The sequence below is a fragment of the Actinomadura chokoriensis genome, from assembly GCF_041463665.1.
In the GTDB taxonomy this organism is placed as follows: domain Bacteria; phylum Actinomycetota; class Actinomycetes; order Streptosporangiales; family Streptosporangiaceae; genus Spirillospora; species Spirillospora chokoriensis_A.
The window spans coordinates 544097-557591 of sequence record NZ_JAXCEJ010000001.1; the positions used below are offsets into that span (position 1 = coordinate 544097).

A 13495-nucleotide genomic window follows, 5' to 3' on the forward strand; every position below is an offset into this window, starting at 1 on the left:
GGTCCCGGTAAGGGCAGGCTGGGCGGGTGCATACGGCCGGAAACTCCCCCAGTCCCCGCCCCCACGGGTCGCGAGCCGTCCGCGGTGCCGCGGGACTGGCCGCCCTCGCCGTCGCGGGGTCGCTGACCGCAGCCTGCCAGGTTCCCCTCGGCGACGACGACCCGGGCGGGCCCGGCGGACCGCCGAAGGGCGCCGCGACCGGGCCGGCGGGCCCGACCACCGCGGGCGACGACTACGTGCCGGGCGACGGCAACGGCGGCTACGACGTCCAGCACTACGGGCTGAAGCTCACCATCACCCCGGACGGGCCGAAGCAGCTCGACGGCACAGCGACGATCACCGCGACCGCGACCGAGCAGCTCGCCCGCTTCAACCTCGACCTGACCGGCCTGGACGTCTCCTCGATCGAGGTGGACGGCGCGCAGGCGCGGCAGCAGCGCGCCGGCAGCGAGCTGGAGGTCACCCCGGCCAAGACCCTGCGCAAGGGCGCGAAGTTCACCACGGTGGTCAAGTACTCGGGGACGCCGAAGCCGGTGTCGGACCCGGTGCTCGGCAAGTACGGCTGGATCCGCACCCCCGACGGCGTGTTCGTGGCGTGCCAGCCGAGCGGCGCGCACACCTGGTTCCCGAGCAACGACCACCCGAGCGACAAGGCCACGTTCGACTTCGAGCTCACCGTCCCGCAGGGTCTGACGGCGATCGCCAACGGGGAGCCCGACACGCCGCCGGAGGGGACGGGCGGGACGCCCGGCCTGCCCGGCACTCCGCCGACTGGGGCCCCGACGACCGACGGCCCCGGCGTCGTCCCCGTGGCGCAGCACGGCCTGACGCGGCGCGACACGACGACGAGGTGGCGCGTCAAGAGCCCGATGGCCACCTACCTCGCGACCGTCGACGTCGGCCGGTTCGGGGTGGCGACGGGCAAGACGCCGAGCGGGATCCCGGTCATCACTGCGGTCGACCCGACGCTGCCCGGCGTGAGCCTCGACCAGTTCCACAAGCTGAACGGAAACATCACCGAGGAGTGGTCGAAGCTGTTCGGCCCCTACCCGTTCTCCTCCTCCGGCGGGCTGATCGACAACGCCGACGTCGGCTTCGCGCTGGAGACGCAGACCCGCCCGGTGTACGGGTCGTTCGGCCTGCAGCCGACCATCGTCGCGCACGAGCTGGCGCACCAGTGGTTCGGCGACAGCATCAGCGTCACCCGCTGGCAGGACATCTGGCTGAACGAGGGCTTCGCCACCTACGCCGAGTGGCTGTGGGACGAGAAGACCGGCGGCCCGTCCGTCCAGCAGCACTTCGACGAGACCTACGAGGGCCTCGGCGCGTCCGAGCTGTGGAACGTCCCGCCCGGCAACCCGGGCCGCAAGCAGATGTTCGGCCGCTCGGTGTACGACCGGGGCGGGATGACGCTGGTCGCGCTGCGCAACCGGGTCGGCGAGAACACCTTCTACAAGATCCTCCGGACGTGGACGAAGGAGCGCCGGCACTCCGGCGGGACGACCGAGCAGTTCGTCGCCCTGGCGAACCGGGTGTCGGGCAAGAAGCTCGACGCGTTCTTCGACGACTGGCTCTACCAGAAGGGCCGTCCGGCCAAGTGACGGTGCGGCCTGTACCGGAAGAACACCAGGGCTGAGCCAATTCGATACCAATTCGCGCTTGTCCCGGGCCACTTCGCGAGAAAGTCTTGATCACGGTTGTGACGGCTTGACGAGGTACCGAGGACGAGGTCGATGAGCAGAACTCCACGAGCCCTGGCCGCCGTGTCGCTGGGCGTCGCCGCGAGCCTCGCGGTGACGGCCGCGCCCGCCGGCGCGGCCGCCGCGCGGTTCGCCCCGGGCGCGCCCGGCGCGGGCGACCCCTACTTTCCCGACATGGGCAACGGCGGCTACGACGTCGCCCACTACGACATCGGCCTGAAGTACGACCCCGCCACCAAGGGGATCCAGGCCGTCACCGAGATCAAGGCGACGGCGACGCAGAACCTGTCCCGGTTCGACCTGGACTTCCTCGGCCCGCTGAAGATCTCCTCGCTGAAGGTGGACGGGCGCGCCGCGTCCTATCGGCGGACCGGTGCCCAGGAACTGGTCATCACGCCGCGCAAGGGGCTGCGCGAGCATCGGAACTTCACCGTGACGGTCGCGTATTCGGGCGTCCCGCAGACGATCGAGGACGCGACGCTCGGCACGTCCGGCTGGGTGCCGACGCCCGACGGCGCGGTGATGCTCAACCAGCCGTTCGGCGCCGCGACCGTCTACCCGGTGAACGACCACCCGACCGACAAGGCGACGTACACGTTCACGCTGTCGGCGCCGCAGGGCCTCACCACGCTCGCCAACGGCGACCTGCGCGCCACCCAGACCAAGGGCGGCTGGACGACCACCCGGTGGGACGTCCGCAACCCGATGGCGAGCGAGCTGTCCATGCTCGCGATCGGCAGGTACGACGTCCTCAGCGGCCGGACGAAGGCGGGCGTCCCCAACCTCACCGCCACCGACCAGGCAATGGCCATCAAGCCGGACGACGCGCAGAAGTTCCACGACCAGACCGGCGAGGTCACCGACTTCCAGTCGTCGGTCTACGGCCGCTACCCGTTCACCTCGACGGGCGGGATCGTCGTCAAGGCGGGCGTCGGCTACGCGCTGGAGACGCAGGGCCGTCCCGTCTACGACCTGGGACGCCGGCCGGGCGCCATCCCGAGCGGCGGCCTCCTCGCGCACGAACTGGGCCACCAGTGGTTCGGGGACGCGGTGTCCCCCGCGAAGTGGGCCGACATCTGGCTGAACGAGGGCTTCGCGACGTACTCCGAATGGCTGTGGGCCGAGCACGCGAACGGCACGCCCGTCCAGAAGAGCTTCGACGACACCTACGCGACACCCGCGGACGACGCCCTGTGGAAGGGCAAGGTCGCCGACCCGGGCCGCGACCACATCTTCGACGGGCTCGTGTACGACCGCGGAGCGATGGCCGTCCACGTCCTGCGCGGGATCATCGGCGACAAGGACTTCTACCGGCTGCTGAAGGCGTGGCCCGCCGCGCACCGGTACGGCAACGCGTCCACGGCGGAGTTCGTCCGCTTCGCCGGGCGCCTCTCCGGCAAGAACCTGGACGCCTGGGCCAAGGCGTGGCTCTACTCGGAGGACAAGCCGTCCCTCTGAGTCAGCTCAGGGTGAGGGTGTAGCCCTTCTCGCGCAGGCGGCCGATCACGTCTTCGGAGTGGTCGGCCCCACGCGTCTCCAGGTGCATGAGGACCTCGGCCTCCTCGACGTGGAGGCGGGCGGCGACGCGCTCGTGCATCACGTCCAGGACGTTGACGCCCAGCTCGGCAAGTTCGCTCAGCAGCGTCACGAGGGCGCCGGGACGGTCCTTCAGGCGGCAGCGGACGACGAGGTACCGCCCGGCGCCCGCGAGGCCGTGCCGCAGCACCTTCGACAGCAGCAGCGGGTCGATGTTGCCGCCGGACAGCAGCACCACCACGGGCGGCTCGACCGCGTACGCGTGCTCCAGCATCGCCGCCACCCCGGCCGCGCCGGCGGGCTCGACGACCTGCTTGGCGCGTTCGAGGCAGAGCAGCAGCGCCTGCGAGATGGACTCCTCGGTCACCGTCACGACGGCGTCCACGAGGTCGGTGAACATGCCGTAGGTGAGGTCGCCGGGACGGCCGACGGCGATTCCGTCCGCCATGGTCGGCTCTATCTCGATCTGGACGGGCCGGCCGGCCGCGAGGGAGGGCGGGAACGCCGCCGCGCGCTTGGCCTGCGCGCCGAGCAGCTTGATCTCCCGGCCGCCGGTCTCCTTCACCGTGCCCTTGGCCGCCGCGGCGATGCCGGACAGCAGACCGCCGCCGCCGACCGGCGCCACGATCGTCCGGACGTCGGGGCACTGCTCCATGACCTCCAGCCCGATCGTGCCCTGCCCGGCGACGACGTCGGGATGGTCGAAGGGGTGGATGAACACGGCGCCGCACTCGTCCGCGTACTTCTGCGCGGCGATGAGGCAGTCGTCCACGGTCGGCCCGGGGAACACGACCTCGGCGCCGTAGCCCCGGGTCGCGGCGATCTTGGGGAGCGGGGCGCCGGCCGGCATGAAGACCGTGGCCTTGCAGCCGAGCATGGCCGCGGCGAGCGCGACGCCCTGCGCGTGGTTGCCGGCGCTGGCCGCGACGACGCCGCCGGCCCGCTCGGCCTCGCTCAGCCGGGCGATCCGGACGTACGCGCCGCGGATCTTGAACGAGCCGGTGCGCTGCAGGTTCTCGCACTTCAGCAGGACGGGCCCGCCGACCTGCTCGGACAGGACCCGGGAGGGGATCAGGGGGGTGGGCACGGCGACCGCCCTCAGCAGGTCGCGGGCGGCTCGGACGTCGTCGACGCTGACGGTGGTCATGCGTCGCTCCCGTGGGCGGACGGCCCCCGCGCCACCCGGTTCGCTTCGCTCATTCTCCGATCCTCGCACCCGCCGCGCTCAGCCCGCACTCCAGTAGCGGTCCCCGGCGTAGACGAGGGCGGCGGCGCCGACGAGCCCGGCGGTCTGCCCGAGCGCGGCCGGGACGATCCGGGCGCGGCGCGCGAAGTCCATCCGGGCGTGCGTGCGGAACGCCTCCTCCATCGGGTCGAACAGCAGCGCGCCCGCCTGGGACAGGCCGCCGCCGATCGCGACGACCTCCAGGTCGCACAGGTGCGTCGCGGACGCGATCGCGATGCCGATGGCGCGTCCGGCGCGCCGCATCGCCGACCCGGCGACCGGGTCGCCGCGGCGCGCGTCGGCGGCCAGCCCGGCGCCGGTGACGTCGTCGCCGCCGGGCCGCCAGCCCTGCCGCCGCGCCCAGGCGACCAGTCCCGGGCCGCGCGCGATCGCCTCCAGGCAGCCGCGGCCGCCGCAGGCGCACGGCGGCCCGCCGGGGTCGACGACGACGTGGCCGATGTGCCCGGCGTTGCCGCTGGCGCCGTTGACGAGGCGGCCGCCGAGGATCAGCCCGCCGCCGACGCCCGTGGACACCACCATGCCGAGGACGTTGTCGTGCCCGCGTCCGGCGCCGAGCCAGTGCTCCCCGACGGCCACGCAGATCGCATCGTTGTGGATGCGGACGGGCAGGCCCGGATGGCGGGCCCGGAGCCGCTCGCGCAGCGGGAAGCCCCGCCACGCCGGGATGTTCAGCGGGGACACCTCGGCGGCGGGCCACGTCATCGGCCCGCCGCAGCCGACGCCCACGCCCGCGAGCGGCGGGTCGCCGGCGCCGGCGACGAGCTTGCCGAGCAGCGCCTCCAGCGTCCGCCACAGCTCCTCGCCGTCCACGCCCGGCTCGTTCGGGGTGGGCGCGCGGTCGAAGGCGGCGACGCGCCCGTCCGGTTCGACGAGGGCGGCGGCGAGCTTCGTCCCGCCGATGTCCACGGCGAGGACGCACGACGGGGTCAACCGGAGTCCCCCGCCCGGCCGAACGCGAGGATGGACGCGGTGAACCCGTGCACGTGGTTGCGTCCCGCGACGGGGCCGATCTCGCCGGCGGCGAAGAACCCGCCGACCCCCGCCGGGCCGAACGCGCGGTCGAGGACCTTCGCGTCATGGTCGGAGTCGGGGAACATCGCCTGGCCGCGCCCGTTGCAGGAGAACAGCAGCGCGCCCTCGACCGGTGCCAGGTCGAACCGTTCGAGCAGCGCGGCGAGGTCCTCCTCCGCGGCGCCCGCGTCGCGGACCTGGAACCGGACCGTGCGGCCCACGTCGACGACGTCGCCGATCGCGATGGCGCCGCTGTCGGTGTCGGCGCCCACCACCCCCCGGACGAGGAAGTCGCCGTGCTCGTGCTCGTCGGCGTACTCGTCCATCGCGACGCCGATCAGCAGCCCGCGCCCGGCCAGCTCCTGCTCCTCCTCCGGCAGCCCGAGGACGATCTGCTCCAGCTTCTCCAGCGCGGGGACGCCCGCCAGCTCGTAGAGGACGTTCTCCTCGGCCTTCGTCACCACCATGTCGGGCCCGATCGGGCGGGCGCCCTGGCTGACCACCGTCGCGGCGGCCACGGACCCGCCGATCACGACGCCGACCGCGCCGTCCCGGTAGACCTCGCCCCCGACGAACAGCCGCGCCTCGCCGACCCCGCCCGCACCGAGCCCGCCCTCGCCGAGCGCGCCGCCGCCGGGGCCGCTGCCCTCGGCCAGGCCGCCGACGAGCGGCAGGCCGGGCAGCGCCTCGTCGGAGCGCTCCACGAACGCGTCCACCGGGAAGCTGTAGGGGTCGGCCAGCAGCACCCCGACGACGTCGTCGTCCTGCCCCTCCGGCATGCCGACCACCACGAGGCGGTCGTCGGCCTTGAGGGTCTCCAGGCGGAACGCGTCGAGCCGCGCGCCCGGCAGCACCGCCGCCCACGCGCTGACCGCGCCGCGCTCCTCCACTCCGCGCCCGGCGCCGATCACCCCGGAGGCGCTGCAGCCGAGCAGCATCGTGGGCCCCGCCGCCTGCTCCGCGGCCGCGACCGCCGCCTCGATCTCCTCCGGATCGTCCCCCGTGACGAACACGCACACCAGGTCGGGCGCCGCGCTGAGCGGCGCGAGCGCCTGCTCGACCGCCGACGCGGCGGCACTGGACAGATCGGGCCCGAGGGCCAGGCCATCACCGAATCGCGCCATCGGCGCCGCCTCCCTCACCGTGTTCACCGGCTCCGTGCTCACCGGCTCCGCGCTCACCGACTCCGTTCACACCTCCAGTCTCCCCCGCGGCGCGCCATCCACCCAAACACTGGCGGGCCGGGCACGGTGGGACGAAATTCCGGGCCCGGACGAATCCTCGGGGGGAGGGTGCGATTCCGCGCGACCGCGACGTAGTGTCGATCTCGTGCGTCCATCCACACCCCGTGAAACGACTCCCTCCGGGACAACACTGGGCGAGCTGCGCACCAGCGGCCACGTCCAGCTCTCCGTGAAGGCCGAGATCCGCCGCAACCTGCTCGACCGGCTGCGATCCGGCGAGCCGCGCTTCCCCGGCATCGTCGGGTTCGACGACACCGTCCTCCCGCATCTGGAGCGCGCCCTGCTCGCCGGGCACGACATGGTGCTGCTGGGCGAGCGCGGCCAGGGCAAGACGCGGCTCATCCGCACCCTGGGCGGGCTGCTGGACGAGTGGACCCCGGTGGTGGCCGGCTGCGAGATCAACGACCATCCGTACGCGCCGGTGTGCGTCCGCTGCCGCCGGCTCGCCGCCGAGCTCGGCGACGAGCTCCCGGTCGGGTGGCTGCACCGCGACGACCGGTACGGCGAGAAGCTCGCCACCCCCGACACGAGCGTCGGCGACCTCATCGGCGACGTCGACCCGATCAAGGTGGCCGAGGGCCGCACGCTCGGCGACCCGGAGACCGTGCACTTCGGGCTCGTCCCGCGCACCAACCGGGGCGTGTTCTCCATCAACGAGCTGCCCGACCTCGCCGAGCGGATCCAGGTCGCGCTGCTGAACGTGCTGGAGGAGCGGGACGTCCAGATCCGCGGCTACGCGCTGCGGCTGCCGCTGGACGTGCTGCTCGTCGCGTCCGCCAACCCCGAGGACTACACCAACCGCGGCCGCATCATCACCCCGCTGAAGGACCGTTTCGGCGCCGAGATCCGCACCCACTACCCCCTCGAACTGGACGCCGAGCTGGCGCTGATCAAGCAGGAGTCCGACTTCGCCGACCTCGCCGGGCTGCCCGCCGAGGTGCCCGAGCACCTGATCGAGGTCATCGGGCGGTTCACCCGGCTCGTCCGGGAGTCGACGGCGGTGGACGCGCGGTCCGGCGTGTCGGCGCGGTTCGCGCTCGCGGGCGCGGAGACCGTCGCGGCGGGCGCGGTGCGCCGCGCCGCGCTCACCGGCGAGGAGCACGCGGTCGCGCGGGTCTGCGACCTGCCCTCGGTCGTGCCGTCGCTGATGGGCAAGGTCGAGTTCGAGGTCAGCGAGGAGGGCCGCGAGCAGGAGGTGCTGGAGCACCTGCTGCGCCGTGCGATCGCCGAGACCTACCGGCGGACGCTCGGCCCCGCCGACCTGACCGGGCTGCTCGACAAGTTCGACTCCGGCGAGCGCGTCGAGTCGGGCGAGCTGGTCCCGGCGAACGAGCTGCTGCGCCGCGTCGGCCAGGTCCCCGGCCTCGCCAAGATCATGGAACGGCTCGGGCTGAGCGGGGAGTCCCCCGGCCAGGCCGCGGCCGCGCTGGAGTTCGCCCTCGAAGGGCTGTTCCTCACCCGGCGCCTGTCGAAGGACGTCGCCGAGGGCCGCTCCGACGGGACGGCCACCTACCGGACGTGATGTCCGGACCAGAGGTCTCCACGCGAAGGGAGCTTCGATGAGCCGATATCGCTACGGGGCCTACGAGGACGGGCCCGACCCGCTCGCCCCGCCCTACGACGTCCGCGACGCCCTCGACGCGGTGGGCGACTCGGTGCTGGACGGCGCCCGCCCCGACGACGCGCTGCGCGAGCTGCTGCGGCGCGGCCTGCCGGGCGCGCGGGACCGCCGCGGGCTCGACGACATGCTCCGCCAGGTGCGCGAGCGGCGCCGCGCGCTGCGCGACCGGGGCCGGCTCGACGGCACGCTGGAGCAGGCCCGCGCGCTGCTGGACACCGCGATCGGGCAGGAGCGGGCCGAGCTGTTCCCCGACCCGAGCGACGACGCCCGGCTGCGCGAGGCCGAGCTGGACACGCTGCCGTCCGACACCTCGCAGGCGATCCGCCGGCTGTCGGACTACGACTGGCGGTCCGAGGCGGCCCGCGGCACCTTCGAGCAGCTGAAGGACCTGCTGCGCCGCGAGGTCCTCGACGCGCAGTTCCAGGGCATGAAGCAGGCCTTGGAGAACCAGGACCCGGCCGCCATGGAGCGGGTCAAGGACATGATGGCCGCGCTCAACGGGATGCTGGAACGCGACGCCCGCGGCGAGCACACCCAGGAGGACTTCGACCGGTTCATGGAGCAGTACGGGGACATGTTCCCCGACGACCCGCGCGACCTCGAAGAACTGGTCGACTCCCTGGCCCGCCGCGCCGCCGCGATGGACCGGCTGCTCGCCTCGCTCAGCCCCGAGCAGCGCGCCGAGCTGGCCGGGTTGATGGAGCAGGCCATGCAGGACGCGGGCCTCGCCATGGAGATGACGCGGCTCGGCGACGCGCTGCGGGCCCGGCGCCCCGACCTCGGCTGGGGGCAGCCCGAGCAGATGACCGGCGACGACCCGCTCGGCATGGGCGACGCCACCACCGCGCTGGCGGAGCTGGCCGACCTCAGCGAGCTGGAGGCGGCGCTCGGGCAGGACTACCCCGGCGCGCGGCTCGACGACATCGACGAGGACGCCGTCCGGCGGGCCCTCGGCCGGCAGGCCGTCGACGACCTGGACGCGCTGCGCCGCATCGAGAAGGAGCTGGAGCGCCAGGGCTACTTGCGCCGCAACCGCGGCAAGCTGGAGCTGACCCCGAAGGCGGTGCGGCGGCTCGGCGAGACCGCGCTGCGCCGGGTGTTCTCCCAGCTCACGTCCGGCCGGCAGGGCGACCACGACCAGCGTGACGCGGGCCAGGCGGGCGAGCTGACCGGGGCCAGCCGGGAGTGGCGGTTCGGCGACGAGCAGCCCCTGGACGTCGTCCGGACGGTGAGCAACGCGATCCGCCGCAGCGCCATGGAGGGCGGCGCGGGCCTGGTGACGCGTCCGGCGGCCGCGAAGGTCGTCGAGCCGACCACCGCCGACGTCGCCGAGATCACCGGCGTGCCGCGGCCCGCGGGTGAGCGGCCCGGCGGCGTGCGGCCCGCAGGTGAGAGGCCCGGCGGTGGGCGGCCCGGTGGTGTGAAGCTCGCCGTCGACGACTTCGAGGTGCACGAGACCGAGCGCCGCACCGGCGCGGCGGTCTGCCTGCTGGTCGACCTGTCCTACTCGATGGTGCTGCGCGGGACGTGGGCGGTCGCCAAGCAGACGACGCTCGCCCTGCACACGCTCGTGACCAGCAAGTTCCCGCAGGACACGATCCAGATCATCGGGTTCTCCAACTACGCGCGGGTGCTGCACCCCGAAGAGATGGCCGGCCTCGACTGGGACATGGTGCAGGGCACCAACCTGCACCACGCCCTGATGATCGCGGGACGGCACCTGGACCGGCACCCCGACTTCGAGCCGATCGTCCTCGTCGTCACCGACGGCGAGCCGACCGCGCACCTGCGTCCGGACGGCCGCTCGCTGTTCGACTACCCGCCGTCCGCCGACACGCTCGTCCTCACCCTCGCCGAGGTCGACAAGATGACGCGGCGCAACGCCCGCATGAACTTCTTCATGCTCGCCGAGGACCGGCGGCTCGTGTCGTTCGTGGAGGAGGTCGCGCGGCGCAACGGCGGCCGGGTCTTCGCGCCCGACGCCGACCGCCTCGGCGAGTACGTCGTCAGCGACTACCTGCGGGTGCGGCGCGGCTGACGTCGCGCTGAGCGTCCCGCGCGCCCCCGGAGAAGGGTGTGAGGGGGCTATGGTCGCAGCATGTCGACTTCCGATCGCATCCTGCTGATCCTGCACATCGGCTTCGCGATCTTCGCGCTCGGGCCGCTGACCGCCGCGACCATGTCCACCCCGCGCTACATCCGCAAGCGGAACGTGACCGTGGTCCGCTTCCTCAACTGGACCACCCGGGTCTACGGCATCGCCGCGCTCGGCATCTTCCTGTTCGGGCTGGGCCTCGCCGAGGGCGACTTCGCGCAGGTGTGGCTGACGGTGTCCATGACGCTGTTCGTCGTCGCGCTGGTGCTCCTGCTGATCGTCGAGCGCGACCAGCGGAAGGCGGCCCACCTGCTGGAGCTCGCGGCGGCGGAGGACGCCCGCGCGGCTGCGGAGGAGGCCCGAGCGGCGGCCCCCGCCCGCCCGGACACCGGGGAGGCGGCGGACGGCGGGGAGAAGGCCGCTGAGCCGACCGCCCCCGCCACCGCCGCGGGCGGCGAGATCGCGCAGGTGGAGCGCGGCCGGGTGGCCGCCATCTCCGGCGTCGTCGCGCTGATCTGGCTGGTGATCCTGGTGCTGATGGTCTGGAACGGCTGAGCCGCTTCCCGGCCGGCGACCCGGGCCCGCCCGGAAGCCCCGGCCCGGCCGGCGCCGGTTACTCGCCCGCCCCCGGCTTCAGCTTGCTCTTGAGCCAGCTCACGATCGTCGGGTAGGTGTTCTCGTCGTTCAGTAGCTGCGCGGCGTGCAGGCGGCCCTCGACCGTCTTGACCGTCGCGTCGACGCCCGCCGCGCGCAGCGCGCCCGCCAGCCCGACGCTCTGGGCGACCGGAACGAAGTCGCCCGTGGCGTGCATGAACAGCATCGGCGCGTCCCCGGGCGAGACGTGCGTGATGCTGCTCGCGTCGTCCAGCCGCGACTGGCAGTCCTCACCGGCGCCGGCCCCGGCCTCGGGCCCCGTTCCGGTCTGGGCGCCGGGCTCGCAGTTCATGAGGCCGGCGACGGCTTCGCGCAGCTTGCGCTGGCTGGGGGTGGCGCCGGGCTTGGCGCCGTCCTGGTAGGCGAGATAGGGGTCGTTGGGCGGCGACAGCGCGACCACGCCGCGGACCTGCCGGGTGCCGGTGCCGAGCGTGCCGAGCTGGGTCCCGAGCTGCCCGCCGGCGGACGAGCCGATCACGGCGACCCGCGACGGGTCGGCGTTCCACACCCGGGCGTACTTCTTGACGAAGGCGAGGGCGGACAGCGAGTCGTCCCGCTGCGCGGGCCACTGCGCCTTGGGCGCGAGCCGGTAGTTCGCCGACATGACGACGAACCCCTCCTCGGTCAGCCGCCGCGCGAAGTACTTCCAGCCGCCGCCCTTGTCGCCCTGCAGCCAGTAGCCGCCGTGCAGGATCAGCACGACAGGGCGCGGCCTGGCCCGGGGCCCGGTGTCGCGCCAGTACGCGTCGATCTTCTGCGCGGCGGCCTTGCCGTAGGCGTAGGTGCGGAACTTCGGCAGCTCCGGCGTGACCATGACGGCCTGCGCCGTGACGGTGCCGCCGGGCTCGCCGTCCGGGACGCCCTGCCCGCTGCCGGGGACGGTCGCGGACGGCGACTCCGATCCCGGGGTCTCGGGACCCCCGGAGGGCCCGGTGGTCCCGGGCTCCCCCGTCGGCGTCACCGACGGGACGGTCGCGGACGGTGTCGGCACCGGGGCGTTCGCATGGGCGCCCCCTGGGATCGCCACGGCGGAGACACACGTCGCGGCGAACGCCGCCCCACACACCAATACTTTGCGCACCCGGGGCCCCTTCTTTAAGAACCTGGCGCGCTGAGTATAGATGTTTTGATCAAGAGTGGGCGGGAATGGTCAGCCAACTCTCAGCTCAACGCCTGTTCGAGATCGCGCCGCAGGTCGTGGACGTCCTCGATCCCGACCGACAGCCGGACCAGGTCGGCGGGCACTTCCAGCGGCGATCCCGCGGCCGAGGCGTGCGTCATCCGGCCGGGGTGCTCGATCAGCGACTCGACGCCGCCGAGCGACTCGCCGAGCGTGAACAGCTTCGTCCGCTCGCACACCCGGACGGCGGCCTCCTCCGACTCCATCCGGAACGAGACCATGCCGCCGAACGCCTTCATCTGCTTGGCGGCGACGTCGTGGCCGGGGTGGTCGGGCAGCCCCGGGTAGAGGACCTGCCGGACGGCCGGGTGCCGGGTCAGCATCTCGACGATCCGCTCGGCGTTCGCGCAGTGCCGGTCCATCCGCACGCCGAGCGTCTTGATGCCGCGCAGGGTGAGCCAGGAGTCGAACGGGCCGGCGACGGCGCCCATCGCGTTCTGGTGGAACGCGAGCCGCTCGCCGAGCGCCGGGTCCGCCACGACGAGCGCGCCGCCGACGACGTCGGAGTGCCCGCCGATGTACTTGGTGGTGGAGTGGACGACCGCGTCCGCGCCGAGGTCCAGCGGGCGCTGCAGGTACGGGGAGGCGAAGGTGTTGTCGACGGCGAGCAGCGCGCCCCCGTCGTGCGCGACCGCCGCCAGCGCCGCGATGTCGGCGATGCCGAGCAGCGGGTTCGTCGGCGTCTCCACCCAGATGATCTTCGTCTCGGGACGGACCGCGGCCCGCACGGCGGCGATGTCGCCGAGCGGCACCGGGTCGAACGTGACGCCCCACGGCTCGGCGACCTTCGCGAACAGCCGGTAGGTGCCGCCGTAGGCGTCGTTCGGGATGATCACGTGGTCGCCCGGCCGGCAGACGGCGCGGAGCAGCGCGTCCTCCGCGGCGAGCCCCGAGGCGAACGCCAGGCCGCGCGAGCCGCCCTCTGTTTCGGCCAGGCATACTTCCAGCGCGGTACGTGTCGGGTTGGCCGACCGAGAGTACTCGTAGCCCCCGCGCAGCCCGCCGATCCCGTCCTGCTTGTAGGTCGAGACCTGGTAGATCGGCGTGACGACCGCGCCGGTGGCGGGGTCGGGCTCCTGCCCCGCGTGAATGGCCAGGGTCTCGAACCCGTGCTGAACCTCGTTGTCCATGGGTACGAGGCTATCCACCCGCCGCCCCTCCTAGAGGAGGAGGCACTCCCCCGGAGGTATCACCCCTTATTTCAGCGC

The 13495-nt window shown here is 73.3% G+C and carries 10 protein-coding genes; 5 read left to right on the forward strand and 5 right to left on the reverse strand.

Going from position 1 to position 13495, the window contains the following annotated elements:
• The first annotated feature begins 26 nt into the window (after nt 1-26).
• Both SM418_RS02630 and SM418_RS02635 read left to right on the forward strand, forming a co-directional pair.
• Nucleotides 27-1601 carry a M1 family metallopeptidase gene (locus SM418_RS02630; protein WP_371938498.1) on the forward strand — a complete coding sequence of 525 codons (1575 nt, stop codon included), beginning with the start codon at nt 27-29 and terminating at the stop codon, nt 1599-1601.
• A gap of 132 nt (nt 1602-1733) precedes the next feature.
• Nucleotides 1734-3158, forward strand: coding sequence for a M1 family metallopeptidase (locus tag SM418_RS02635; protein ID WP_371938497.1), 1425 nt, complete (start codon nt 1734-1736; stop codon nt 3156-3158).
• A 1-nt stretch (nt 3159) separates the two neighbouring features.
• Here SM418_RS02635 and ilvA read toward each other — a convergent pair whose 3' ends face one another.
• The 3 genes from ilvA to SM418_RS02650 form a co-directional block, all read right to left on the reverse strand.
• Complete coding sequence (ilvA, locus tag SM418_RS02640; protein ID WP_371938496.1) at nt 3160-4383, reverse strand: threonine ammonia-lyase; 1224 nt, start codon at nt 4381-4383, stop codon at nt 3160-3162.
• A 78-nt stretch (nt 4384-4461) separates the two neighbouring features.
• Nucleotides 4462-5412 (reverse strand): ROK family protein, encoded by a 951-nt coding sequence (locus SM418_RS02645; protein WP_371938495.1) that lies wholly within the window; start codon nt 5410-5412, stop codon nt 4462-4464.
• On the reverse strand, nt 5409-6617 hold the full coding sequence (locus tag SM418_RS02650; protein ID WP_371939004.1) for an FIST signal transduction protein: 1209 nt from the start codon (nt 6615-6617) through the stop codon (nt 5409-5411). The genes SM418_RS02645 and SM418_RS02650 overlap by 4 nt, the downstream gene beginning before the upstream one ends.
• A 205-nt stretch (nt 6618-6822) precedes the next feature.
• Between SM418_RS02650 and SM418_RS02655 the strand changes: the two genes are divergently transcribed.
• From SM418_RS02655 to SM418_RS02665, 3 genes are read left to right on the forward strand one after another with little or no spacing between them, the layout of a single operon-like run.
• A complete protein-coding gene (locus SM418_RS02655) occupies nt 6823-8259 on the forward strand; it encodes a sigma 54-interacting transcriptional regulator (protein WP_371938494.1) in 1437 nt (478 codons plus the stop codon).
• A gap of 37 nt (nt 8260-8296) precedes the next feature.
• Nucleotides 8297-10396: a vWA domain-containing protein gene (locus SM418_RS02660; protein ID WP_371938493.1), complete on the forward strand. Its 2100-nt coding sequence runs from the start codon at nt 8297-8299 to the stop codon at nt 10394-10396.
• Between the two features lie 60 nt (nt 10397-10456).
• On the forward strand, nt 10457-11008 hold the full coding sequence (locus SM418_RS02665; RefSeq protein WP_371938492.1) for a hypothetical protein: 552 nt from the start codon (nt 10457-10459) through the stop codon (nt 11006-11008).
• A gap of 58 nt (nt 11009-11066) precedes the next feature.
• Here SM418_RS02665 and SM418_RS02670 read toward each other — a convergent pair whose 3' ends face one another.
• The gene (locus tag SM418_RS02670; RefSeq protein ID WP_371938491.1) at nt 11067-12068 is read right to left on the reverse strand and encodes an alpha/beta hydrolase; all 1002 of its coding nucleotides are present in this window, start codon (nt 12066-12068) and stop codon (nt 11067-11069) included.
• Nucleotides 12069-12268: 200 nt separating this feature from the next.
• Nucleotides 12269-13417: a cystathionine gamma-synthase gene (locus tag SM418_RS02675; RefSeq protein WP_371938490.1), complete on the reverse strand. Its 1149-nt coding sequence runs from the start codon at nt 13415-13417 to the stop codon at nt 12269-12271.
• Nucleotides 13418-13495: the final 78 nt, after the last annotated feature.

Excerpts from the sequence above, each read along its gene's own strand:
- SM418_RS02675 (WP_371938490.1), bottom strand. The coding sequence starts at position 13,417 with ATGGACAACGAGGTTCAGCACGGGTTCGAGACCCTGGCCATTCACGCG.
- SM418_RS02650 (WP_371939004.1), bottom strand. The coding sequence starts at position 6,617 with ATGGCGCGATTCGGTGATGGCCTGGCCCTCGGGCCCGATCTGTCCAGT.
- SM418_RS02635 (WP_371938497.1), top strand. The coding sequence starts at position 1,734 with ATGAGCAGAACTCCACGAGCCCTGGCCGCCGTGTCGCTGGGCGTCGCC.
- ilvA (WP_371938496.1), bottom strand. The coding sequence starts at position 4,383 with ATGACCACCGTCAGCGTCGACGACGTCCGAGCCGCCCGCGACCTGCTG.
- SM418_RS02660 (WP_371938493.1), top strand. The coding sequence starts at position 8,297 with ATGAGCCGATATCGCTACGGGGCCTACGAGGACGGGCCCGACCCGCTC.
- SM418_RS02665 (WP_371938492.1), top strand. The coding sequence starts at position 10,457 with ATGTCGACTTCCGATCGCATCCTGCTGATCCTGCACATCGGCTTCGCG.